Genomic DNA, 23656 nt, shown 5'->3' with positions numbered 1-23656 from the left:
TTGATTGGCGGGGCGGGTTAACATTAACGAATTGTCTTAGTAATACCGAAAAACATGGCAGAGAAACGCAATATCTTTCTGGTTGGGCCTATGGGTGCCGGCAAAAGCACTATTGGCCGTCAGTTAGCTCAGCAACTCAATATGGAGTTTTTCGACTCCGATCAAGAAATTGAGCGACGTACCGGAGCTGACGTGGGCTGGGTATTCGACGTGGAAGGTGAAGAAGGTTTCCGCGATCGTGAAGAAAAAGTCATTAATGAACTGACGGAAAAGCAAGGCATCGTGCTGGCTACCGGCGGTGGTTCGGTTAAATCGCGTGAAACGCGTAACCGTCTGTCTGCCCGTGGCGTGGTGGTGTACCTGGAAACCACTATCGAGAAGCAGTTAGCCCGTACTCAGCGCGACAAAAAGCGTCCGCTGTTGCAGGTTGATTCTCCTCCGCGTGAAGTGCTTGAAGCGCTGGCGAAAGAGCGTAATCCGTTGTACGAAGAAATTGCAGATGTCACCATCCGCACCGACGATCAAAGCGCCAAAGTGGTTGCCAACCAGATTATCAACATGCTGGAAAGTAACTGATTGCGGTTTCCGTGTTCGCCACGGCAAATGCGGAAAGACTGATTGTGTTCCCCGCAGTAGCGGGGATAAACCACATTGAGAACTGAGCGCGACATGGAGAGAATTACCGTAACGCTTGGGGAGCGCAGCTACCCGATTACCATAGCCGCCGGATTGTTTAACGATCCGGCTTCTTTTATGCCGCTGAAGTCAGGTGAACAGGTCATGCTGGTCACCAACCAAACCCTGGCACCACTCTATTTGGACCACGTCCGGAAGGTGCTGGAGCAGGCTGGCGTCATGGTGGATCAGGTGATTTTACCTGATGGCGAACAGTATAAATCCCTTGCCGTGCTTGAGCAGGTGTTCTCGGCACTGTTGGAAAAGCCGCACGGTCGTGATACCACGCTAATCGCCCTCGGGGGCGGCGTGGTTGGCGATCTTACCGGCTTTGCCGCCGCCTGTTATCAGCGTGGTGTCCGCTTTATTCAGGTTCCTACCACGCTGCTGTCGCAGGTGGACTCTTCCGTTGGCGGTAAAACCGCCGTCAATCATCCGCTCGGTAAAAACATGATCGGCGCGTTCTATCAACCGGCTTCTGTGGTGGTTGATTTGGATTGCCTGAAAACCTTGCCGGCGCGTGAACTCTCCTCGGGTCTGGCAGAAGTGATCAAGTACGGGATTATTCTCGATCGCGATTTCTTTGTCTGGCTGGAAAACAATATCGATGCATTGATGGCGTTGGATATGCAGGCACTTGCCTATTGTATCCGCCGTTGTTGCGAGCTGAAGGCCGAGGTGGTTGCTGCCGATGAACGCGAAAGCGGTCTGCGTGCGCTGCTGAATCTGGGTCATACTTACGGCCATGCGATCGAAGCCGAAATGGGCTATGGTGTATGGTTGCATGGGGAAGCCGTTGCTGCCGGTATGGTCATGGCGGCGGAAACTGCGCACCGTCTCGGGCAGTTCAGTGCCGACGATATTGAACGTATCAAAGCACTGTTGTTGCGCGCGGGTTTGCCGGTGTGTGGTCCGCAGGAAATGACGCCGGAATCCTATCTGCCGCATATGATGCGTGATAAGAAGGTACTGGCCGGTGAACTGCGCCTGGTACTGCCGACGGCTATTGGCCAGGCGGAGGTCCGTGGCGGAGTGGGGCATGAAACGGTGCTTGCTTCGATCGCAGCTTGCCTTCCTGAACAGACTGTCTAAGTAAATCGGACGAAGTAACAGTGGCTTAGCCGCCGTTTACATCTATATTAATTAATGTGCAAAGCATGACTGGCGTCGCTTTGCCATGATCGGGTTAATCTGCTCGTGCCACGGTAGGTCTACAGTGGTGGGCTTTTGCCTCTAGTTGGAGGGTTTCAGATGGATGAGTTTAAACCGGAAGACGATCTCAGACCTGATAGCAGCGATCGTCGTCCTGCACGTTCGCGTAAACCGGCTCCGGGACCACGCTTTGCTGTTTCACGTCAGCACTTAATGATTGGTATCGGTATTCTGGTGTTGCTGTTGCTGATTGTCGGTATTGGTTCAGCGCTGAAGGCGCCAACCAAGCACGAGGCGGCACAGGAAGGGGCACAGAATGGCGCAGCCAAGGACATCAACCTGTCGGGCTCGTCGTCGCTGACTGCCGGTAATACCGGTGTGCCAGGCGGTACCACTGACACCAATGACAATAACGGCGTGAGCAGCACGTCTCAGCCGCAAACGGTCAACGTTCCACCTATCTCCAGTACGCCGACGGAAGCGCAACCGCAGCCAGCGCAGGGCGGCGCGCAACAGCGTGTTGATCTGCCAGGCAATATGTCGGATGCACTGTCAGCGCAGCAGGGCCAGGTTGATGCGGCGACGCAGGGCATGAGCGGCCCGATGTCAACGCTGCCGACAGCACCGGCTACCCTGATGAACGGGGCTGCGGCGAAAGAAGCTGCACGCCAAGTGCAGGGCACGGCGCCACAGCAACATAAAGTACCGGCGAAAAACGTCAGTAAGCCAGCGGCTACGGCCACACAGCATAAAACGCCAACCACGGTGTATACGCCAGCGCCAGCATCCTCCAGCAAAGCGGGGGCAGCGAGTGCGAAAGCGGGCACGGTAAGCGGCAATGGTGGCTCACTTCAGTCTGCACCGGCGAGCCATTATACTCTGCAACTGAGCAGTGCCTCGCGCTCCGATACGCTTAATGCCTACGCCAAGCAGCAGAAGTTGCAGCATTACCTGGTGTATTCAACCCAGCGTAACGGCAAACCTTGGTATGTACTGGTAAGCGGCAACTATGCCTCTTCAGCAGAAGCGAAGCGCGCAATCGCGACGTTGCCTGCGGATGTTCAGGCGAAAAAACCTTGGGTCCGGCCTGTAGGTCAGGTTCAACAGGATCTGAAAAAGTAACCCGATAGATTTCAAGCTGCGGCCAGGCGGCAAGAGCAGAAATTTCAGGCATTGTAAGGGCGCAGCATGCTGCGCCCGTGTTAATCGGCGGGTACCTGTTTACTCGTAACAGATGACTGAAGTGGCCTGCGGACAGGTCGAATAACTGTGCGTGGCCAATGATGCTGCGGCTTGAAGGATGAAGGGTATCAATCACTTAAATTTGTGCGCTGATGTGCTGTCTGAAACAGAGTACAATCCGCCGCTCTGAATTGTATAATAAGTAGCTAATTGACGGCATGAAGAAAAACCGCGCTTTTTTAAAATGGGCTGGTGGAAAATACCCGCTGGTGGACGAGATTCGTCGTCATCTACCAGCAGGCGACTGCTTAATCGAGCCCTTCGTGGGTGCGGGTTCAGTCTTCCTGAACACAGAATACGACGCCTATATTCTCGCCGACATCAACAGCGATCTTATTAATCTGTATAACATCGTTAAGCTACGTACGGATGACTTCGTGCGTGATGCCCGCCTTCTTTTCACCGATGAATTCAATAAGTCGGATCAGTTTTACCTGCTGCGCGCAGAGTTTAATACGAGTAACGATCCTTACCGCCGTGCGCTGCTGTTTCTTTATCTGAATCGCCACTGTTACAACGGTTTGTGCCGATATAACCTGCGTGGTGAGTTCAACGTTCCATTCGGACGTTACAAGAAACCGTACTTCCCTGAGGAAGAGTTATATTGGTTCGCTGAAAAATCCCGCAACGCGACTTTTGTCTGTGAGCATTACCGCGATACCATGGCAAAAGCTGAGCGCGGTACGGTGGTGTATTGCGATCCGCCTTATGCGCCACTCTCGGCGACGGCGAATTTTACCGCTTACCACACAAATAGCTTCAGCATGGCGGACCAGCAGAGCCTGGCGTTGATGGCGCATCAGCTTTCGGTAGAAAGCCAAGTGCCCGTATTGATTTCCAATCATGATACCGAGTTGACGCGTGACTGGTACCAGCATGCATCGTTGTACGTGGTGAAAGCGCGGCGTACCATCAGCAGAAATATTCTCGGTCGCAGCAAAGTGAATGAGCTTTTGGCGCTGTATCGCTAAGCCGGGAACACCCCGGTGTATTTACCCCAGGGATTTCGAGTCGCGGCCAACAAGGTTGTGGCTTGAAAAACGAGGGGTATAACGATTCGAACCCTACGTTTGGAGAGAGCGGATGAAAAAATTTTTGATTGCCCCGTCCATCTTGTCAGCAGACTTTGCCCGTCTGGGTGAGGACACTGCTAATGTGCTGGCCGCTGGTGGCGACGTAGTGCACTTTGACGTGATGGATAACCATTACGTCCCCAATCTGACGATCGGGCCAATGGTTTGTCAGGCGCTGCGTAACTACGGCATTACCGCACCCATTGACGTGCATTTGATGGTAAAACCGGTCGACCGCATTGTGCCGGACTTTGCCGCAGCAGGTGCCAGTTACATCTCTTTCCATCCGGAAGCCTCCGAACACGTCGATCGTACAATCCAACTGATTAAAGAGCACGGCTGTAAAGCCGGTCTGGTCTTTAACCCGGCAACGCCGTTGAGTTACCTTGATTACGTGATGGACAAGGTCGACGTGATTTTGCTGATGTCGGTCAACCCAGGGTTTGGCGGGCAGTCGTTTATTCACGGCACCCTGGATAAACTGCGTCAGGTGCGCAAGTTGATCGACGAAAGCGGCCGCGATATCCGTCTGGAAGTGGATGGCGGCGTCAAAGTCGATAATATTGCCGAGATCGCTGCGGCAGGCGCAGACATGTTTGTTGCGGGCTCCGCTATCTTCGGTAAGCCGGACTACCGCCGCGTGATTGATGAAATGCGCAGTGAATTGGCAAAGGTGACACATGGCTGATTTCGGCGCGATCCGTGCGCTCGCCTTTGATCTTGATGGCACTCTGGTCGACAGTGCCCCAGGGCTTGCCGCCGCTATCGATTTGGCGTTAGCAGAAATGGGTCTGCCGCAGGCGGGTGAAGCGCGGGTCGGCACCTGGATTGGTAATGGCGCCGACGTGTTGGTGCAACGTGCACTGCGTTGGGCCGAAGTTGAAGCCACACCGGAACATTGCCTGCAACTGCGCGCGCGTTTTGACCATTTTTACGCACAAACGGTCGACAGCGGCAGCCGCCTGTTTCCACAGGTAAAGGAAACGCTGGCGAGTTTGGCCGCGCAAGGTTATCCAATGGCTCTGGTGACGAATAAACCTACGCCGTTTGTTGCGCCGTTACTGACCGCATTGGGCATTATCGATTATTTCTCGCTGATTATCGGCGGTGATGATGTGGTAGAAAAAAAGCCGCACCCCGCACCGCTGTATCTGGTTCTTGGCAAGCTTGGCTTGCGCGCCAACGAGCTGCTGTTCGTCGGCGATTCCCGTAACGATATTCAGGCTGCACAGGGCGCAGGCTGCCCAAGCGCCGCGCTGACCTACGGTTATAACTACGGCGAAGCTATTGCCCTGAGCCATCCCGACCGCGTGTTGGAGCGCTTTGCCGACTTGTTGCCCGCTCTTGGGCTGTCCTCTTTAGAGAATCAGGAATTTTAAACATGAGTAAGCCCATCGTATTTAGCGGCGCGCAGCCGTCCGGCGAACTGACTATCGGCAACTACATGGGTGCGCTGCGTCAGTGGGTTAAGATGCAGGACGATTACGACTGCATCTATTGCATCGTCGATCTGCACGCCATCACCGTACGCCAGGATGCAGACAAGTTGCGCAAGGCTACGCTGGATACGCTGGCGCTGTATCTGGCTTGTGGTATTGATCCGCAAAAGAGCACCATCTTTGTGCAGTCGCACGTACCGGAGCACACGCAACTGAGCTGGGTGTTGAACTGCTACACCTACTTCGGCGAACTGAGTCGCATGACTCAATTCAAGGACAAGTCCACGCGTTACGCCGAGAACATCAACGCCGGTTTGTTCAGCTATCCGGTGCTGATGGCCGCAGATATCCTGTTGTACCAAACCAACCAGGTACCGGTCGGTGAAGACCAGAAGCAGCACTTGGAGCTGAGCCGTGATATCGGTCAGCGTTTCAATGCGCTATACGGTGATGTGTTCAAAGTGCCGGAGCCGTTTATTCCTAAGTCTGGTGCTCGCGTGATGTCACTGCAAGAACCGACCAAGAAGATGTCCAAGTCGGACGATAACCGCAATAACGTTATCGGCCTGTTGGAAGATCCGAAAGCGGTGATGAAGAAGATCAAGCGTGCGATGACCGATTCCGAAGAGCCACCGGTAGTCCGTTATGACGTGGCGAACAAGGCGGGGGTGTCTAACCTGTTGGATATCCTTTCCGGCGTGACCGGCAAAAGTATCGCCCAGTTGGAAGCCGAGTTCGAAGGCCAAATGTATGGTCACTTGAAAGGCGCTGTGGCTGAAGCGGTATCCGGTATGTTAGGTGAGCTTCAGGAGCGTTATCACCGTTTCCGCAACGACGAAGCCCTGTTGCAACAGGTGATGCGTGACGGCGCGGCCAAAGCGCGTGCGCGTGCACAGGAAACCCTGGCGAAGGTTTACCAGGCTGTCGGGTTTGTGTCACCGCAGTAATCCTTGGTGAAAAAAAGAAAAGCGGCCATTGGCCGCTTTTTTTACGTATGGGGCTAGGCCATCTGGGCCAGCGGCGGTGCGAGTTCCTGGCTGGAGAACCAATTCAGCTTGCTACGCAGGCTCACCACGCTGCCGACAATGATTAAACTTGGGCTGGCAGCCTGTTGAGCCAAACTTCCCAGTTGGCTCAATGTCCCTTCGATCACCCGCTGGCGGCAGGACGTTCCGTTCTCAACCAGCGCAACTGGGGTTGAGGTAGGCATGCCATGTTCGATCAGTTGCTGTTGGATGTCTGCCGCCTGAGTCAGACCCATATAAAACACCAGCGTTTGTTGCCCGGCAGCCAGTGTTGACCAATCTAGCCCGCCGTCACGCTTGGCGTGGCCAGTCACTAACCGTACGCTTTGCGCATGGTCTCGATGAGTGAGAGGAATACCGCTGTAGGCTGAACAGCCGGAGGCGGCAGTAATGCCGGGCACTACGGAGAACGGAATATTGGCTGCCGCCAGCGTTTCCAGTTCTTCACCACCGCGTCCAAAGATAAACGGATCACCGCCTTTCAGCCGTACAACACGTTTACCCAGCTGTGCTTGCTCCAACAGGATTTGATTGATTTGTTCCTGCGGCACGCAATGGTGGCCCGCACGCTTGCCAACGAAAATACGTTCGGCATCGCGGCGTACCAGCGTCATAACATCATCAGAGACCAGCCGGTCATAAACCACCACGTCAGCCTGCTGGATTTGCTGCAGGCCTTTCAGCGTCAGCAAACCTGCATCGCCCGGGCCAGCCCCCACCAACACCACTTCGCCGTGATCTTGCGGTTGATGGTTGAACAACGCCTCGATCTGCCGTTCCGCCAGTGCTGCGTCATTATTGGCCAGCGACTGCGCGAGGCGATCATGGGCAAAGAGCTTTTCCCAAAAACGACGGCGAGAGCCCATGTCGCTGAAGTGCTTTTTCACCCGCTGACGCAATGAACCGCCCAATTGCGCCAACTTACCCAGATGTTGGGGCAGAGCCGCTTCCAGCTTTTCACGTAGCAGACGTGCCAGCACCGGCGCTTTGCCGCCGGAGGACACTGCGACCATAATAGGTGAGCGATCGATAATCGACGGCATGATAAAGCTGGCGCGCTTAGGATCATCCACCACGTTGCAGAACACCCGTTGTTGGTTGGCGCATTGATACACGAGTGCGTTGACTTCGACCCGATCGGTAGCGGCGATCACCAGCCATTTCTCTGCCAGCAATGCCGCACTAAATTCGCCCTCTGACAGCGTAACCTGTCCTTGCGCGGCCCACTCATGAAACTGTGGGGTGAATGTGCAGGCATTGACGGTCAGTGCTGCACCGGCGTCCAGCAGCAGGCGAGCTTTGCGTTCGGCAATCTCACCGCCACCGACCAGCAGGCAGGCTTTGTGTTGCAGTTGGCAGAAAATTGGCAGGTAGTCCATCGGCAATCCTCGGGGCAATCAGCAGAGGGGCGCAAGGCGCCCCAAAAATGTTACGCGGTCTGACGTGTTGCCGCTTTTTCGGTTTGAGGTCGTTCGGCACGCGGTGTGGCATACCAGTAACCCAGGCCCATCAGCACAGAGCCGGACACAATATTACCCAATGTCACCCACAGCAGATTATGGCCTATTCCGCTCAGGGTGTAGGCGTCGCTGTGATGGCCGAACCAGGACAGGGCAAACAGCGTCATGTTGGCGACGGAGTGTTCATAGCCGGACGCAATGAAGGCCAGCAGACACCACCAAATAGCGATGAATTTTGCGGCACCCTCAACGCGAATCGCCATCCAAATTGCCAGGCAGACCAGCCAGTTACACAGCACACCCTTAAAGAATAAGACCTCTGCCGGCGCGGTGGTTTTTGCCAACGCTGCGGTATGCACCAGGCTGGTGTCCACTGGCAGCAGGCTGCCCCCGCCGTAGTAGTACATCAGCGCGACCAGCACTGAGCCCAACAGATTGCCCAGCCAGGTTTGTGGCAAAACTGCCCACATCTGACTTTGGCGTATGGTCCCAGCTTTGACGCCTAACGTCAGGAACATGGTGTGGCCAGTGAACAGCTCGGAACCGGCGATGATCACCAGAGTCAGTGCGATGCCGAAGGTGGCCCCCATCACCAACGGTCGGATGGACGGGTCGACCAGATTGCCGAGTGTGAAAATAAGAATGATGCCGAGGCCGACGTAGGCCCCGGCCATCGCCGAGCTGATCCAAAAGCCCAGCGGGCTGTGTTTCGCCAGCCTGACGATCCGCGCTGCGTTGGCGGCGCATTTGTTGATGGTATCGGTGAACATGCTGCTTCCCCTGAGGTTAAAGTAAAAAAATCAGGCCGCGACCTGCACCATGCCGTCCAGAACCCGGCTGGTGAAATGCGCAACGGAGCGGCTGTCATCTTCCAGGCAGTGGCCGTCGTGCAGGCGGAAATGTTGTTTTTTGAGTGGGCTGGCAACCCACAATTCCCCTTGATGCTCGGCGATCAGGCCGCGTGATAACACGCTGGCCTGGGCAAAGGGGTCAATATTGCTAATAGCAAAGACCTGTTCGTCATTGTAAGGGCGAAATATCGCGACCTGCTGGTCGCCGATCAGGGCACATACGCCGGTACCGGGCAGGATATCGGTGATGGGGCAAAGGGTTATCCACTGGCTCATGCGTTGTTCTCCTCAGCTTCCAGTAAGGTGACAGGGATACGTTCATCTGGACGCGCCGGCCGATGCTGTTCGCGCTCGGCGACGACCTGGATGTTCGGATCACGCAGGTTGCTGTTGATAAAGTGGGAGAAACGCACCTGGGATTCCGGGTGCTCAACGGTTTCTTTCCACTCGCAGATCACCGCATCGCGCAGGCGGGCGATCTCGGCTTCCAGTTGCGCGTTGATGCCCAGCTTGTCGTCAATGATCACTTTGCGAAGATAATCGATGCCGCCTTCCAGGCTTTCCAGCCATACCGACGTACGCTGCAGCTTATCGGCGGTGCGAATATAGAACATCATGAAGCGATCGAGGTAATGCTCCAGCGTCTCGCTATCGAGGTCCGCCGCCAGCAGGTCGGCGTGGCGTGGTTTCATGCCACCGTTGCCGCACACATACAGGTTCCAGCCGTTCTCGGTGGCGATAATGCCGACGTCTTTGCCCTGGGCTTCAGCACATTCGCGGGTGCAGCCAGAAACGCCAAACTTCATTTTGTGCGGGGTGCGGATGCCTTTGTAGCGGTGTTCCAGCTTGACGCCAAACCCGACGCTGTCGCCGACGCCAAAGCGGCACCAGGTACTGCCGACGCAGGTTTTCGACATACGCAACGCCTTGGCGTAGGCATGTCCGGTTTCAAAACCGGCGGCAATCAGTTTGCTCCAGATGGCTGGCAGGTCATCTTTCTGCGCGCCGAACATGCCGATACGCTGGGAGCCGGTCATCTTGGTGTACAGATTATATTCCTTGGCGATCTGGCCAACGGCCATCAGTCCGTCCGGTGTGATTTCGCCACCGGCGGAACGTGGGATCACCGAGTAGGTACCGTCTTTCTGGATATTGCCGAGGAAGTTATCGTTGGTGTCCTGCAACGGCGTATGCTGCGGTTTAAGCACGTACTCATTCCAGCAGGAAGCCAACAGCGAGCCGACGGTCGGTTTACAGACTTCGCATCCGTAGCCCTTGCCGTATTTGGTTAGCAGTTCATCGAAGGATTTAATGCCTTCGACGCGGATCAGGTGGTAAAGCTCCTGACGCGAATAGGCGAAGTGTTCGCACAGGTGGTGATTAACCTCGATGCCCTGTTTGCTCAGCTCGGCGTTCAGCACCTGTGTGATCAGTGGAATACAGCCGCCACACCCGGTACCGGCTTTGGTTTCGGACTTGATCGCCGCGACGGTGTGGCAGCCCATGCTGACTGCTTTGATAATGTCGCCTTTGCTGACGTCGAAACAGGAGCAGATTTGGGCCGTTTCCGGCAGTGAGTCGACGCCGATAGCCGGTTTGCTGCCTGCATGCGCTGGTAAGATCAGGCCATCTGGATTTTCTGGCAGCTCGATGGCGTTAAGCGCTAATTGGAGCAAATTGCCATAATCGCTGGTGTCACCGACCAGCACCGCGCCAAGCAGGGTTTTGTTGTCTGCGCTGACCACGATGCGTTTATAAACTTCTTTGCTCTCATCCAGATAAACGTAGCTACGAGAGCCTTCGGTACGACCGTGAGCATCACCGATGCCGCCGACGTCGACACCCAGCAGTTTCAGCTTGGCGCTCATGTCTGCACCCAGGAAGGTGTTTTCACGGCCCAGGAGATGGTCGGCCACGACCTGCGCCATTTTATAGCCAGGAGCGACAAGACCGAAGGTACGCTCACGCCATGACGCACATTCGCCGATGGCGTAAACGTCTGGATCGGACGTCTGGCAGCTGTCGTTAATCACGATGCCACCCCGGCGTGCGGTCGCCAGGCCGCACTGGTGGGCCAGCTTGTCCTGGGCCCGGATACCTGTGGAGAAAACGATAAAGTCGACTTCCAGCGCGGTTCCGTCGGCAAACTGCATGGTCTTGCGTGCCTGTTCCCCGCCGTTGATGATTTCCTGGGTATTTTTACCGGTATGGACTTTTACGCCCATACGCTCGATCTTGCGACGAAGTTGATCGCCACCCATCGGGTCGAGCTGCTCTGCCATCAGTACCGGCGCGAACTCAATGACGTGGGTTTCTACACCCAGGCTTTTCAATGCGCCTGCAGCTTCCAATCCCAGCAGGCCCCCACCGACGACCGCACCGCGTTTGCTGCGGCGTGCGCAGGCTTCGATGGCGTTCAGATCTTCAATGGTGCGGTAGACGAAACAGTCCTGGCTTTCGGCGCCTTTGATCGGCGGTATCCACGGGTAAGAACCGGTGGCCATGATCAGCTTGTCGTAGTACACCGTACGGCCGGTGTTGGAGTGAATGACTTTTTCGCTGCGGTTGATGGTAATGGCGCGCTCGCCAACCAATACCTTAACGCCCTGTTTTTCGTAAAAGCCTTCACGCACTAACGAAAGCTCTTCGGCAGTGTGGTGAGAGAAATAAGAAGACAGGTGAACGCGATCGTAAGCGATACGCGGTTCTTCACAAAATACGGTAATGTCGAACTGGTCTTTGTCTGCTTTTTCCAACAGATCTTCTATGAATCGGTGGCCGACCATGCCGTTCCCGATGACAGCAAGTTTGACTCTGCTCATTATTGCCTCAAAATTCTGGTTTCCTAGGGTTACCTTATTCTTCCCAACGGGCAATTTATTGATGCAAATCAATCGTCCCTCCATATACCTCTAATGTGGTATATAGATGATTTTTATCGATATTTGATAAGTTGCGGTTTTTATTCATCTTTAGCTGAAACGAGCCAGTTGATACGAATTTTACTCATTTGGGAGTAATGGTGGGGGGAGCCACCCCAAGGCGGCTTTGTCAGTATGATCCGCTACCAGTATGATGAAGAAAACAGGTTGGAACAGCAGAGGTGAAGGGTGGCCAAGAGTCCATTAAAGTTTATCGATAACCTGCGATTAAGCGGGCATGAAGGTCTTTGGCAACTGGCCATTGAACAGGGGCGCATCGCTCATATCGTGCCGCAGCCGGAAGGGCCGGAGTGGCGAAGTGATGTGCTGGATGCGCAGGGTGGGTTGGCGATGCCGGCATTTGTTGAACCGCATATTCACCTGGATACGACCCAAACCGCCGGACAGCCGACCTGGAACCAGTCTGGTACCCTGTTCGAAGGCATTGAACGCTGGGCTGAACGCAAGGCGCTGCTCACCCATGAAGACGTTAAGCAACGGGCCTGGCAGACGCTGAAGTGGCAGATCGCCAATGGCGTGCAATATGTGCGTACTCACGTTGACGTCTCGGATCCTACCTTGACGGCGTTGCGAGCGATGCTGGAAGTGAAGCAAGAGGTCGCGCCCTGGGTCACTTTGCAGATCGTCGCTTTTCCGCAGGAGGGCATCATGTCTTATCCCAACGGAGAGGCGCTGTTGGAAGAGGCACTGCGGCTGGGGGCTGACGTGGTGGGGGCCATTCCACACTTTGAGTTCACCCGTGAATACGGCGTGGAGTCGTTGCACAAGGCGTTTGCCCTGGCGCAAAAGTACGATCGGCTGGTGGACGTGCATTGTGACGAGATTGATGATGAGCAGTCACGCTTTGTTGAAACCGTCGCCGCCCTGGCGCTGAAGCTGGGTATGGGAGCCAAGGTGACGGCTAGCCACACCACGGCGATGCATTCTTACAATGGTGCTTACACGTCGCGGCTATTCCGCCTGCTGAAAATGTCCGGCATCAACTTTGTTGCGAATCCGCTGGTGAATATTCACTTGCAGGGGCGCTTCGACAGCTACCCTAAACGGCGTGGTATTACCCGGGTGAAGGAGATGCTGGAAGCAGAGATTAATGTCTGCTTTGGTCATGACGACGTGTTCGATCCCTGGTATCCGCTGGGTACCGCCAACATGCTGCAGGTGCTGCACATGGGGCTGCATGTGTGCCAACTGATGGGGTATGGCCAGATAGACGACGGATTGAAGTTGATCACCAGCCACAGTGCGCGGACGTTGCACCTGACGGATTACGGCTTGGTGGCAGGCAACAGTGCCAATCTGGTGATCCTGCCTGCAGAAAGCGGGTTTGATGCCGTGCGCCGGCAGACGCCAGTGCGCTATTCGATACGTGAAGGGGCGGTGATTGCCGAAACCCAGCCAGCGGAGACAACGTTGTACCTGACGCAGGATGAGAAGGTGGATTTCCGGCGCTAAGGTGCAGACTGAACTGATAAAAAAGGGCGCCGAGGCGCCCTTTTCACATCAGGGTAGCAGATTAGTGCGTTACGTGGCCGTGGCTGCGGTGCTTGGTCACGAAACCGAGCAGCAGACACATCACGAATACCGCCAGGTAGAGGCCGTTAGCGGTAGTGAGCGCCGCGTGCGCGCCACCTTTTGCGACAATCGGGCCGGTAACCACGAAGGTCAGCATGGTGCCGATGGTGCCGCAGGTCAGGATGAAGTTAACCAGTTTCGGTGAGGAAACCTTGGTCTGCAACGAGCCCAGTGTGATCAGCGTGGTATAGATCGCACTTGAAACGAAGCCCAGCGCCATAATGTAGTAGCCCAGGTGTTCCGGGTTGTCGGTGCTGACGAACAGGTACATTGCGCCAGTCGCCAACGCGGCCAGAATGGTGACGATGCGCTGCAAATCAAAGAAGCGCAGGATAAAGCTGAACACCCACATACCGACCATGTACGACGTCCAGAAGTCGCTCACCAGTTTACCTGCCTGGCTGATATCCATCCCGAAGGACTTGGTGGCGTATTCCGGTACCCACTGAATGAAGCCGAGCTGACCGAGGATGTAGCACAGTGCGGCGATCGACAGGAATAACACGCCGATACCCCATTTTTCTTTCGCTACCGGCTGACCCGCGTCGGCGCCTTTGTTGCCCAGTACCGGGAATTCGGAGAACAAGGCCAGCACAAAGATGCCTACGTACAGCAGGCCGATACAGGCGTATACCCAGTACCAACCAATCTGACGCGCCAGCAGCATTGCGGCGACAATCGGGAAAATCATCCCCGCCATGCTGAAGAAGGAATCAGTGAACAGTAGACGTGAACCGCGTTGACGGCCCGCGTACATATGGGTAATCAAGAAGGTGCCTATCGACATGGTGATACCGCTGACCACACCCAAGATAAACATGCATAACGAGAACATGGTTAAGCTTTTGCTCACCATCAGTCCTGCGACAGCCAATACCATCAAGATAAAGCCAAACATCAGTTGGCGTTTCAGCGGGATAATTTCCATCAGCCAGGCATTAAGGAAGATCGAAATCAAAATACCGGCGTTGAGAAAGGTAAACGTATTACTCATGCTGGAAACCGGCAGATTAAAGTACTCTGCAATGTTTCCCATCACCATCCCTGTGACGATAACTAAAGCACCGGTCAGCGCGTAAGAAAAATAGCTGATCCAGGTAAGCCGTAGACGGTTGCTGTCATTCATTATATAGGCCTGATTATGTCTGTTAGGATTACTCCCGTCGCCTTTCAAACCGCAGCGTGGTTGCCTGCGTCCATTGATCCCAGTCACCGTAGGGGGCGAATAAATTCGCCCCGATTAACACGGGCGCTGCATGCAACACCCCTACAATACCAGGGGATAAATGCACTGGGCACTTGGCTGCAATTTGAAATTCATAGGGTATAACGCTGGATTAAGGCCGCTGGTTTTTCCTGGCAAAAGCAGAAAAAAGTCCCGATCAAGCCACCAGGGAGCGGATCCTAGCACAGACAACGGGAGTTTTTGTGATGGCTGTCGATTTTTTGATGCAATCAATGAAAGCTGCTGAGATATTTTTGTGATCTATTTGCTTGCCGTCACGATCGAATCACGGCTGATGACTTTTGGCGAGAAGTGCGCACCGGCGGTGGTCGGGTCAATCAACAGACGTGCAGCGTACTGCGCCATTTCGGTAATGGGGAAATGTACGCTGGTCAGAGCAGGCCGCACGAAGGGCGCGCGTTCACCGCTGTCATAACAAATTAATGAGATATCTTGCGGTACCCGCAAACGGTGCTCGTTGATCGCCAATAAAGCACCTATAGCCATCTCTTCGTTACAGCAATAGATTGCGGTCGGGACAGTTTCCATTTGCAGCAGCTGGTCGGCGCAACGATAGCCACTTTCAAGATCGTAGAGCCCTTCGACGCAGGCGACCGGTTTGATATGTGCGGACTGCATCGCTTGTTCAAAACCGTCGAGCCGCAATCGGCTGGAAGGGCGGTCTCGCGGCCCGCTGATACAGGCGATATGTCGGTGACCGGCATCGATCAACTGCTGTGTTGCCATTTGGCTGGCGCGTGGATGATCGAAGGTGACGCAGCGGTCTTCCAGGCCAGGCACCAGACGATCGAGCAGCACAAAGCGGCGTTGCTCTGTCGCCAATTGGCGCAGTTGGTCATCGCTGAGAAAGCGTACGTGCAGGATCACGCCATCACAGCGCAGGCTGAACAGCCGCTGAATCGCCTGCCATTCATTTTCCGCACTGTTACGCCCCTGGGTTACCAGCAGTTGTTTGCCGTGAGATTCGGCTTCGGTTTGGACGCAGTCCATCAGTGCGCCGAAGAAGCCGCCACGATACGAGGTGGTGACCAGTCCCAAGGTATTACTGTGGCTGGAGGCCAGCGCACGGGCGGCAGGATTGGGGGTGTAGCCGAGCTGAGTCACCGCGCGCTCAACCTTCTCGCGGGTTTGCCCTTTAACGTTGGTATCGCCATTCACTACGCGTGACACGGTGGCGCGGGACACGCCTGCCAAAGCTGCGACATCTTCCAGTGTCACCATCATCCGACTCCTGATTACGGCAAAAAACGGGTCCGGCGAACCGAACCCCGACATACTCGTTATAGCAATCTATCAGCGACTCTGGCTTGCCAGACAGTTATTTGAACTGCGGCAGATAAGGCGCATTCACCGCCAGCACTTCATCCAGCAGGGGTTGTGCCACGTTAGCATTGCCTACCAGTGGGTTGGTAACCAGCGCCAACAGAGCGCTACGTCGGCAGCCATGTACGGCAGCGTCGATGGTCAGACGTTCATAGGCTTTGACCTGCTGGGTTAGCGCGTGCATGGCGTCTGGCAAGGTACCAAACGTCAGCGGATGTGCGCCCTGCGCATCGACGATACAGTTAGTTTCTATCACAGCGTCGTCTGGCAAACCGCGAATAGCGCCACGGTTTGCTGTATTGACGACTAATTGCGTACCGAGATTATTATGGATCGCACGGATAAGCTCCAGCGCGACTTCTGAATAGTATGATCCGCCACGGAAACTGAGCTGCTCCGGTTTGCTGTCGAGATGTGGATCGGCATACAGTTCAAACAATTCTTTCTCTACTTTCATCACCTGCTCGGCGCGGGTGCCGCGTTCGGCCGCTGCGGCAATTTCTTCGGCCAGCATCTCTTTGGTCTGATAGAAATAGCGGTGATACGGGCATGGGATCGCACCGACGGCACGCAGGAAATCAGGCTGCCACGGCTCTTCCTTGATGTTGTTCATCGTCAGAGCGGCACCGTCGCACAGCATGTTGATGACCTGGTCGGTCACGTCGAGACCGTTTTGCGTAACCTGATGTACCCACACCATATGATTGAGGCCGGCGAACTGCAGCTGTACTTCGCTATAAGGTGCCTTCAGCATGTTGGCGATCATGTGATGCATGCTGATCGGCACGTTGCACAGGCCGATAATTTTCGCTTTGGTATAACGAGAGACCGCTTCAGTGACAATGCCGGCAGGGTTGGTAAAGTTGATGATCCAGGCATCGGGTGCCAATTTTTCTACTCTGCGTGCAATATCCAGCATGACTGGAATGGTGCGCAGCGCTTTGGCAAAGCCACCAACGCCGGTGGTTTCCTGGCCGATAAGATCATATTTCAGCCCTAAACGCTCGTCGGCGGCGCGTGCCGGCAGTTGCCCGACGCGGAACTGCGTCAATACGAAGCTGGCTCCGCGAATCGCGTCATCGAGCTCGAAATGCACGCTAACCTTCACTTGCTCTAACCCGTGGCGTGCCAACATGCGTTGGGTCAGTGCGGCAATGATTTCTACTTTCTCACGCCCAGGCTCAACGTCTACCAGTGCCAATTCAGTCACCGGCAGCTCTTCGATACGTTGGATCAACCCATCGACCAATTCAGGTGTATAGCTGCTGCCGCCGCCAATAACAGCGATTTTCAACGCGTTCATGCGCGAACCTCCAACTGGGCCTGACGGCGGTACAGTTCAATCATGTCGTCCGCCAGATCCTGGATCACCATGGCATTCATCAAATGATCTTGGGCATGAACGGTGATCAGGTTGATAGTCAGTTTGCCGCAGCCTTCGTCCAGACCGATCAGCTGGGTCTGAATACGATGGGCTTTTTTTACCGATGCTTTGGACTCGGCCATATGCTTGGCCGAGGCGGTAAAGTCGCCGGCACGCGCTTGCTGTAGCGCCATCAGCGCACTGCTGCGGGCACCACCGGAGAACACCAGCAGCTCCATGATGGTGCTTTCAAAATCGGGGCTGATTTCAGTTTCAGTCATCAATTCACTCACATTATTTCTCCAGTTATTGCGCGACAGTCATGCCGGCGGATAGTCATTGTTTTCAGTGTCGCCTCAAAATGAGAGCGCTCTCATTTGTTTAGATTAACCAGAATGAGAAACGAAACCGGGAGTTGTGTCGCAAAAAGTGACGAAGGGGTAAAAAGGGCAAAAAATGCGTGATGCGGTTGGCAAAAAGGTCTAAGGCGATCATACTTTTGGCAGTAAATTTCGGGGGTGACTGAGATATATCCCACAATTACGTAAATATAGGTAAATGGCTGGCACTCGCAGGTGCAGCTCTTTAGAATCAAGGCGCTTTTCCGTTGTTTGTCTCCCAGAGAAAGGACCCGTTAATGTTCAAACGTACTTTAGTGACCTTCGTTGCGCTGTGTTCCCTGACAGCAATGGCGCCCGCTGCGTTCGCCGCCGGTGAAACTCATGTCATGCTGACCACGTCGGCAGGGAATATCGAACTAGCGCTCGACAGTCAGAAGGCTCCGGTTTCCACCAAGAACTTCGTCGACTACGTGAACAGCGGCTATTACAACAACACCGTTTTCCACCGCGTGATCCCGGGCTTTATGGTTCAGGGCGGTGGCTTTACTGCGGATATGCAGCAAAAATCAACCCAGGCGCCAATCAAGAACGAAGCGGATAACGGCCTGCGTAACCTGCGCGGCACCATTTCGATGGCGCGTACTGCCGACAAAGACAGCGCTACCAGCCAGTTCTTCCTGAATGTGGCGGATAACGCCTTCCTGGATCACGGCCAACGTGATTTCGGCTATGCGGTGTTCGGTAAAGTGATCAAAGGTATGGATGTCGTGGATAAAATCTCCCAGGCACCCACCGGTAACGTTGGTCCGTACCAGAATGTCCCGAGTAAGCCTATCGTCATTCTGTCCGCAAAAGTGCTGCCATAATGATTTTGCGCCGGCCCCAAGCGGGCCGGCTGCGTTGCTTTCCCCTGGAAGCCTTGCCTGCATCACTGTTTTTTCCCCCGCCACATGCTTTAATCGCCAGCTCATAATCAGACCGGAAACCCGGCGTTATACCCCTCTTGCCTGAAGCTGCAACATTGTTGGCTACGTGCGTTCACCCCAGTCACTTACCTGCGTAAGTTCCTGAGGATTTTCGCCCTTGTCGCCTTGCTGCAACGTCAACCACGTGGGGATGCATTTGTTTTGTTAAGGGATGAGCTGCTGCCATGTTTGAATTTAGCCAGGTTCTGCTGTTGCTACAGCAAATGTGCGTCTATCTTGTCATTGCTTATTTGCTGAGCAAAACCCCGTTATTCATTCCGCTGACGCAGGTGACCATTCGCCTGCCGCACAAGCTATTGTGCTACGTCATCTTCTCTGTGTTCTGCATCATGGGTACCTATTTCGGCCTGCATGTAGAAGGTTCAATTGCCAACACCCGCGCGATCGGCGCCGTGCTGGGTGGCCTGTTGGGCGGACCTTCGGTCGGCTTTCTGGTCGGGCTGACGGGGGGGCTGCATCGCTACACCCTGGGCGGCATGACCGATGTTGCCTGCGCGGTATCCACCGTGGCTGAAGGGTTGGTGGGCGGCGTCGTGCACAGTATCGCGATGCGCCATCGTCGCATCGATTTGCTGTTTAATCCGCTGTTTGTCGCGGGGGTAGCGCTCGTCACTGAAGTGCTGCAAATGGCAATTATTCTGGCGATTGCCCGTCCGTTTGACGAAGCGCTGCGGCTGGTGGAGCACATCGCGTTGCCAATGCTGATCGCCAATACCCTGGGTGCCGCGATGTTTATGCAAATCCTGCTCGATAGACGAGCGATGTTCGAGAAATACACCGGGGCGTTTTCGGCCAAGGCGTTGAAGATAGCGGAGCGTACCGAAGGTATCTTGCGGCAGGGGTTTGATCAGGAAAATAGCATGAAAGTGGCACGGGTTATCTACCAGGAGCTGGGGATTGGCGCCGTGGCGATCACCGACCACGAGAAGCTGCTGGCGTTTATGGGCATCGGTGACGACCATCATCTGCCTGGCACGCCGATTTCATCATGTCACTCACACCGCGCGATCGACAACAACGAAGTGGTTTACGCTGATGGCAATGAGCTTTCCTACTCCTGTTCGATCAACCCCGCTTGCAAACTGGGCTCAACGCTGGTGATCCCACTGCGTGGTGAAAACCAACGGGTGATTGGTACCATCAAACTCTACGAACCCAAGAGCCGTTTGTTCAGCACCATCAATAGGACGTTGGGCGAGGGGATTGCCAGCCTGTTATCCGCACAGATTATGGCCGGGCAGTATGAGCGCCATAAACAGTTGTTGGCGCAGTCGGAAATCAAATTGCTGCATGCGCAGGTCAACCCGCACTTCCTGTTTAACACGCTGAATACGCTGGTGGCGGTTATCCGCCGCGACGGTAACCGGGCCTGCGAGTTGGTGCAGTACCTTTCTACCTTTTTCCGCAAGAACCTGAAACGTTCAGATGACGAGGTTAGCCTGGCCGATGAGCTTGAACATGTGAACGCCTATTTGCAGATCGAACTGGCGCGCTTTGCCGATCGGCTGGAGATCTCCATGTCGTTGCCGCAAGAGTTGCTGGCGGTGCGGTTACCGGCATTTTCACTGCAACCTATTGTTGAAAATGCCATTAAGCACGGCACGTCTCAGCTGCTGGGCGTAGGGAAAATCGATATCGGTGCGCGCCTTGAAGATGGGTGTTTACTCCTGCAGGTGACTGACAATGCAGGTCTATTCCAACCGAAGGCAAATAACAGCGGGTTGGGAATGAACCTGGTGGATAAGCGTATTCGTGTACGCTACGGCGATGGTTATGGCGTGCAGGTGGCCTGTGAGCCGCAATTATTCACCCGTATTACGCTCAATGTACCCTTGGCGAGGGCAGCCTGATGTTAAACGTACTGATTGTCGATGATGAGCCTTCTGCGCGCGATAACCTGCGGCATTTACTGGAAGCAGAAGAGGGGATCAGCATTGTTGGTGAATGTGCTAACGCAATAGAAGCCATCAGTGGCATCCATCGGCTGCAGCCTGACGTTGTTTTTCTGGATATACAGATGCCGCGAATCACTGGGTTGGAGATGGTCGGCATGCTCGATCCCAACCGCATGCCGCATATCGTCTTTCTGACCGCTTATGATGAATATGCGGTGCGGGCTTTCGAAGAACATGCCTTTGATTACCTGTTGAAACCGGCGGAACCCAAGCGGTTGAGCAAAACGTTGCAGCGTTTGCAACAGCATCGCGGGCAACAAAATATGGCCGTGTTGGATGAAAGCGTCGGTGACCTGAAATACATTCCCTGCACGGGCCACAGCCGTATTTATCTACTGCGTTTTGATGAGGTGGTGGCTGTCCGTTCACGATTGAGTGGGGTGTTTGTTGTACGTAATGACGGCATGGAGTGTTTCACCGAGCTGACGCTACGGACGTTGGAACTCCGAACGCCGTTGGTTCGTTGCCATCGTCAGTATTTGGTCAACCTGGAGCAGGTGCGTGAAATTCGGTTCGATGACAGTGGTGCGGCAGAAATGATCATGCCGGTAGGGGATCCGGTGCCAGTCAGCCGCCGCTACCTGAAAACCCTGAAGGAAGAATTGGGGCTGCGGGGCTAGGTAGATTCTGAAAATATTGGCTTTGTGGGCGTCTTGATGACGCCCTTTTTGTTTGTCCTTGACGGGGTTACGCCGCGCTTATAGCTTTATTGACATCAACAGGCGCTTTTTGCGCCGTGTCAGAGCGCCCAAGGAAACGAAAATGAGTGAAGCACGGATTATTGCCAAAGCGATGAAAGACGGGAAACCGGTACAAGATTTGGTTATTTTGCCCGCGTTGGCGAACCGCCATGGTCTGATCACCGGTGCGACCGGGACGGGTAAAACCGTGACGCTGCAAAAAATGGCTGAACAGTTTTCACGTATTGGCGTGCCGGTGTTTTTGTCGGACGTAAAGGGCGATCTCTCGGGGATTGGCACCGCAGCCGTGCCCTCGGAGAAATTGCAGGCGCGTTTGGCGGCAATAGGCGTCACCGACTGGCAGCCGCAAGCTTGCACCATCATTCCATGGGACATCTACGGTGAAAAGGGCCACCCGATCCGCGCCACCGTGTCTGATCTGGGGCCGTTACTGCTGGCCCGCTTGCTGGATCTGAACGACGTACAAAGCGGTGTACTGCAGTTGGTATTCAAAATTGCTGACGATAATGCGTTGCTGCTGCTGGATATGAAAGATCTGCGCGCGATGGTGCAGTATGTGGGGGACAACGCCAAACAGTTCCAGACCCAATACGGCAATATCTCTTCCGCTTCGGTAGGTGCGATCCAGCGCGGGTTGCTGACGCTGGAAGAACAGGGTGCCAATATGTTCTTCGGCGAACCGATGCTGGACATCAATGATCTGATGAAAACTGACGCCAATGGGCAGGGTGTTATCAACCTGCTGGCGGCAGATAAGCTGATTAATCAGCCGAAGCTGTATTCGGTGTTCCTGCTGTGGCTCCTGGCCGAGCTATTCGAACACCTGCCAGAAGTGGGCGATCCAGAACAGCCAAAGCTGGTGTTCTTCTTCGATGAAGCGCATCTGTTGTTCAACGATGCGCCGGCGGCCTTGCTGACCAAAATCGAACAGGTTGTGCGTTTGATCCGCTCCAAAGGTGTCGGAATTTACTTTGTGACCCAGAACCCGCTGGATATCCCGGACAGCGTACTGGGGCAGTTGGGCAACCGCGTGCAGCATGCGTTGCGGGCCTTTACGCCACGCGATCAGAAAGCCGTGAAGGCCGCGGCACAAACCATGCGTGCCAACCCGGCCTTTGATGCCGAAACGGCGATCGCTGAGCTGGGCGTTGGCGAGGCGTTGGTCTCTTTCCTCGACGAAAAAGGGCGTCCTAATGTGGTGGAGCGGGCGATGGTGATCGCGCCGGAATCCAAAATGGGGATGTTGGGGGCGGAAGGGCTCAACAGTGCGATCAATAAGTCGCCGTTGTATGGGCGTTACGAAGATATGGTTGACCGTGAGTCGGCCTATGAAAAGCTGTCGGCTCAGGGGTTTTCTACCGTCGGCACCCCGCAAGCAGGCCAGTCTGCACAGCAACCTCAGGCACAACAGCAGGCGGGGGGCGGCTTGATGGGGGGGCTGAATGAAATCTTGTTTGGTTCTACCGGCCCGCGCGGCGGCAAGCATGATGGCATTGTCCAGACTGCGGCCAAAAGCATGGCACGCGATCTGGGCCGTCAGATCTTGCGCGGTGTACTGGGCTCGATTATGGGCGGTCGCAAAAAGTAAGCTGAAATTATCGGTAGCGGCGGTATTGTAGGGGCGTTGTATACTGCGCCCGTGTAAATCGGGGCAAGGTATTTGCCCCCTACGATGATGCCCGTTGGAAAGACTATGCTGCTGTTGATCGATAACTACGACTCTTTTACCTATAACCTTTACCAGTACTTCTGCGAATTGGGCGCCGAGGTGGTGGTAAAGCGCAACGATGAGCTGCAACTGGCCGACATCGAAAGGCTGGCGCCGCAGCGTTTAGTGATTTCTCCCGGCCCCTGCACGCCGAACGAAGCCGGCATTTCGCTGGATGCCATCCGTCATTTTGCCGGTAAATTGCCGATCCTCGGTGTTTGTCTGGGCCATCAGGCGCTGGGGCAGGCCTTTGGCGCTAAGGTGGTGCGGGCGCGTGAAGTCATGCACGGCAAAACCTCGGCGATCCGCCATTTTGATTCTGGTGTTTTTCACGGGTTGCTCAATCCGCTGACGGTGACCCGTTATCACTCGTTGGTGCTTGAAGCCGCGACGCTGCCGGACTGTTTTGACGTGACGGCCTGGAGTGAGCGCGACGGTGTGCACGATGAGATCATGGGCATTCGCCACCGCCAGCTGGCGCTGGAAGGGGTGCAGTTCCATCCTGAGAGCATTCTCAGCGAACAGGGGCACCAACTGCTGGATAATTTCCTTAAAAGTTAAACCGTTAGCTTTTTTTTCGCCGGGAAGGTGATTTGCGTTTG

General features: G+C 54.9%; 21 protein-coding genes. 13 read left to right on the top strand and 8 right to left on the bottom strand.

Translation table 11 applies throughout. The features are described from left to right. Positions 1 to 54: 54 nt before the first annotated feature. From aroK to trpS, 7 genes are all read left to right on the top strand, one after another. Positions 55 to 576, top strand: a complete 522-nt coding sequence (gene aroK / locus JOE25_RS22695; protein WP_004391482.1) for a shikimate kinase AroK — start codon at positions 55 to 57, stop codon at positions 574 to 576. Between the two features lie 93 nt (positions 577 to 669). Continuing rightward, positions 670 to 1767 carry a 3-dehydroquinate synthase gene (aroB, locus tag JOE25_RS22690; RefSeq protein ID WP_209639132.1) on the top strand — a complete coding sequence of 366 codons (1098 nt, stop codon included), beginning with the start codon at positions 670 to 672 and terminating at the stop codon, positions 1765 to 1767. A gap of 159 nt (positions 1768 to 1926) precedes the next feature. Then, a complete protein-coding gene (locus tag JOE25_RS22685) occupies positions 1927 to 2949 on the top strand; it encodes an SPOR domain-containing protein (RefSeq protein ID WP_209639130.1) in 1023 nt (340 codons plus the stop codon). Between the two features lie 278 nt (positions 2950 to 3227). Continuing rightward, entirely contained in the window at positions 3228 to 4040 is an 813-nt protein-coding gene (dam, locus tag JOE25_RS22680; protein WP_209639128.1) for an adenine-specific DNA-methyltransferase, read from the top strand. A 112-nt stretch (positions 4041 to 4152) separates the two neighbouring features. Next, a complete protein-coding gene (gene rpe / locus JOE25_RS22675) occupies positions 4153 to 4830 on the top strand; it encodes a ribulose-phosphate 3-epimerase (RefSeq protein WP_209639126.1) in 678 nt (225 codons plus the stop codon). Continuing rightward, positions 4823 to 5521 carry a phosphoglycolate phosphatase gene (locus JOE25_RS22670; RefSeq protein ID WP_209639124.1) on the top strand — a complete coding sequence of 233 codons (699 nt, stop codon included), beginning with the start codon at positions 4823 to 4825 and terminating at the stop codon, positions 5519 to 5521. Before rpe ends, JOE25_RS22670 begins: the two co-directional genes overlap by 8 nt. 2 nt (positions 5522 to 5523) lie before the next feature. After that, the gene (gene trpS, locus JOE25_RS22665) at positions 5524 to 6528 is read left to right on the top strand and encodes a tryptophan--tRNA ligase (RefSeq protein ID WP_209639122.1); all 1005 of its coding nucleotides are present in this window, start codon (positions 5524 to 5526) and stop codon (positions 6526 to 6528) included. A gap of 53 nt (positions 6529 to 6581) precedes the next feature. Here trpS and cysG read toward each other — a convergent pair whose 3' ends face one another. The 4 genes from cysG to nirB are packed head-to-tail and all read right to left on the bottom strand — an operon-like array spanning position 6582 to position 11739. Beyond that, positions 6582 to 7985: a siroheme synthase CysG gene (cysG, locus tag JOE25_RS22660; RefSeq protein ID WP_209639120.1), complete on the bottom strand. Its 1404-nt coding sequence runs from the start codon at positions 7983 to 7985 to the stop codon at positions 6582 to 6584. A 50-nt stretch (positions 7986 to 8035) separates the two neighbouring features. Next, positions 8036 to 8836: a nitrite transporter NirC gene (gene nirC, locus JOE25_RS22655; protein WP_209639118.1), complete on the bottom strand. Its 801-nt coding sequence runs from the start codon at positions 8834 to 8836 to the stop codon at positions 8036 to 8038. A 30-nt stretch (positions 8837 to 8866) separates the two neighbouring features. Next, positions 8867 to 9193 carry a nitrite reductase small subunit NirD gene (gene nirD / locus JOE25_RS22650; RefSeq protein WP_209639116.1) on the bottom strand — a complete coding sequence of 109 codons (327 nt, stop codon included), beginning with the start codon at positions 9191 to 9193 and terminating at the stop codon, positions 8867 to 8869. Beyond that, positions 9190 to 11739, bottom strand: coding sequence for a nitrite reductase large subunit NirB (gene nirB, locus JOE25_RS22645; RefSeq protein WP_209639114.1), 2550 nt, complete (start codon positions 11737 to 11739; stop codon positions 9190 to 9192). The genes nirD and nirB overlap by 4 nt, the downstream gene beginning before the upstream one ends. 288 nt (positions 11740 to 12027) lie before the next feature. On the opposite strand from nirB, the gene JOE25_RS22640 reads away from it, so the two are divergent. Continuing rightward, positions 12028 to 13311, top strand: coding sequence for a cytosine deaminase (locus JOE25_RS22640; RefSeq protein WP_209639112.1), 1284 nt, complete (start codon positions 12028 to 12030; stop codon positions 13309 to 13311). Between the two features lie 61 nt (positions 13312 to 13372). Here the strand turns inward: JOE25_RS22640 and tsgA are convergent, their stop codons facing one another. From tsgA to JOE25_RS22620, 4 genes are all read right to left on the bottom strand, one after another. After that, positions 13373 to 14557, bottom strand: coding sequence for an MFS transporter TsgA (gene tsgA / locus JOE25_RS22635; protein WP_209639110.1), 1185 nt, complete (start codon positions 14555 to 14557; stop codon positions 13373 to 13375). A 360-nt stretch (positions 14558 to 14917) separates the two neighbouring features. Continuing rightward, on the bottom strand, positions 14918 to 15898 hold the full coding sequence (locus JOE25_RS22630; RefSeq protein WP_209639462.1) for a LacI family DNA-binding transcriptional regulator: 981 nt from the start codon (positions 15896 to 15898) through the stop codon (positions 14918 to 14920). A 97-nt stretch (positions 15899 to 15995) separates the two neighbouring features. Then, the gene (locus tag JOE25_RS22625; RefSeq protein WP_209639107.1) at positions 15996 to 17303 is read right to left on the bottom strand and encodes a 6-phospho-beta-glucosidase; all 1308 of its coding nucleotides are present in this window, start codon (positions 17301 to 17303) and stop codon (positions 15996 to 15998) included. Beyond that, positions 17300 to 17644: a PTS lactose/cellobiose transporter subunit IIA gene (locus JOE25_RS22620; RefSeq protein ID WP_209639460.1), complete on the bottom strand. Its 345-nt coding sequence runs from the start codon at positions 17642 to 17644 to the stop codon at positions 17300 to 17302. Before JOE25_RS22620 ends, JOE25_RS22625 begins: the two co-directional genes overlap by 4 nt. Before the next feature lie 356 nt (positions 17645 to 18000). Between JOE25_RS22620 and ppiA the strand changes: the two genes are divergently transcribed. The 5 genes from ppiA to JOE25_RS22595 all read left to right on the top strand — a co-directional run bounded on the left by ppiA (position 18001) and on the right by JOE25_RS22595 (position 23615). After that, positions 18001 to 18570, top strand: coding sequence for a peptidylprolyl isomerase A (gene ppiA / locus JOE25_RS22615; protein WP_037424983.1), 570 nt, complete (start codon positions 18001 to 18003; stop codon positions 18568 to 18570). Between the two features lie 284 nt (positions 18571 to 18854). Beyond that, on the top strand, positions 18855 to 20540 hold the full coding sequence (locus tag JOE25_RS22610; protein WP_209639105.1) for a sensor histidine kinase: 1686 nt from the start codon (positions 18855 to 18857) through the stop codon (positions 20538 to 20540). Beyond that, positions 20540 to 21265 carry a two-component system response regulator BtsR gene (gene btsR, locus JOE25_RS22605; protein ID WP_209639103.1) on the top strand — a complete coding sequence of 242 codons (726 nt, stop codon included), beginning with the start codon at positions 20540 to 20542 and terminating at the stop codon, positions 21263 to 21265. The genes JOE25_RS22610 and btsR overlap by 1 nt, the downstream gene beginning before the upstream one ends. Positions 21266 to 21407: 142 nt before the next feature. Next, the gene (locus tag JOE25_RS22600) at positions 21408 to 22934 is read left to right on the top strand and encodes a helicase HerA-like domain-containing protein (RefSeq protein ID WP_209639101.1); all 1527 of its coding nucleotides are present in this window, start codon (positions 21408 to 21410) and stop codon (positions 22932 to 22934) included. A 105-nt stretch (positions 22935 to 23039) separates the two neighbouring features. Then, positions 23040 to 23615, top strand: coding sequence for an aminodeoxychorismate synthase component II (locus JOE25_RS22595; protein ID WP_209639099.1), 576 nt, complete (start codon positions 23040 to 23042; stop codon positions 23613 to 23615). Positions 23616 to 23656: the final 41 nt, after the last annotated feature.

The organism is Serratia sp. PL17 (assembly GCF_017832355.1).
Taxonomy (GTDB): domain Bacteria; phylum Pseudomonadota; class Gammaproteobacteria; order Enterobacterales; family Enterobacteriaceae; genus Serratia.
Note: the sequence above shows the minus strand (reverse complement) of the source record. Positions and strands in the feature narration are given on the sequence as shown.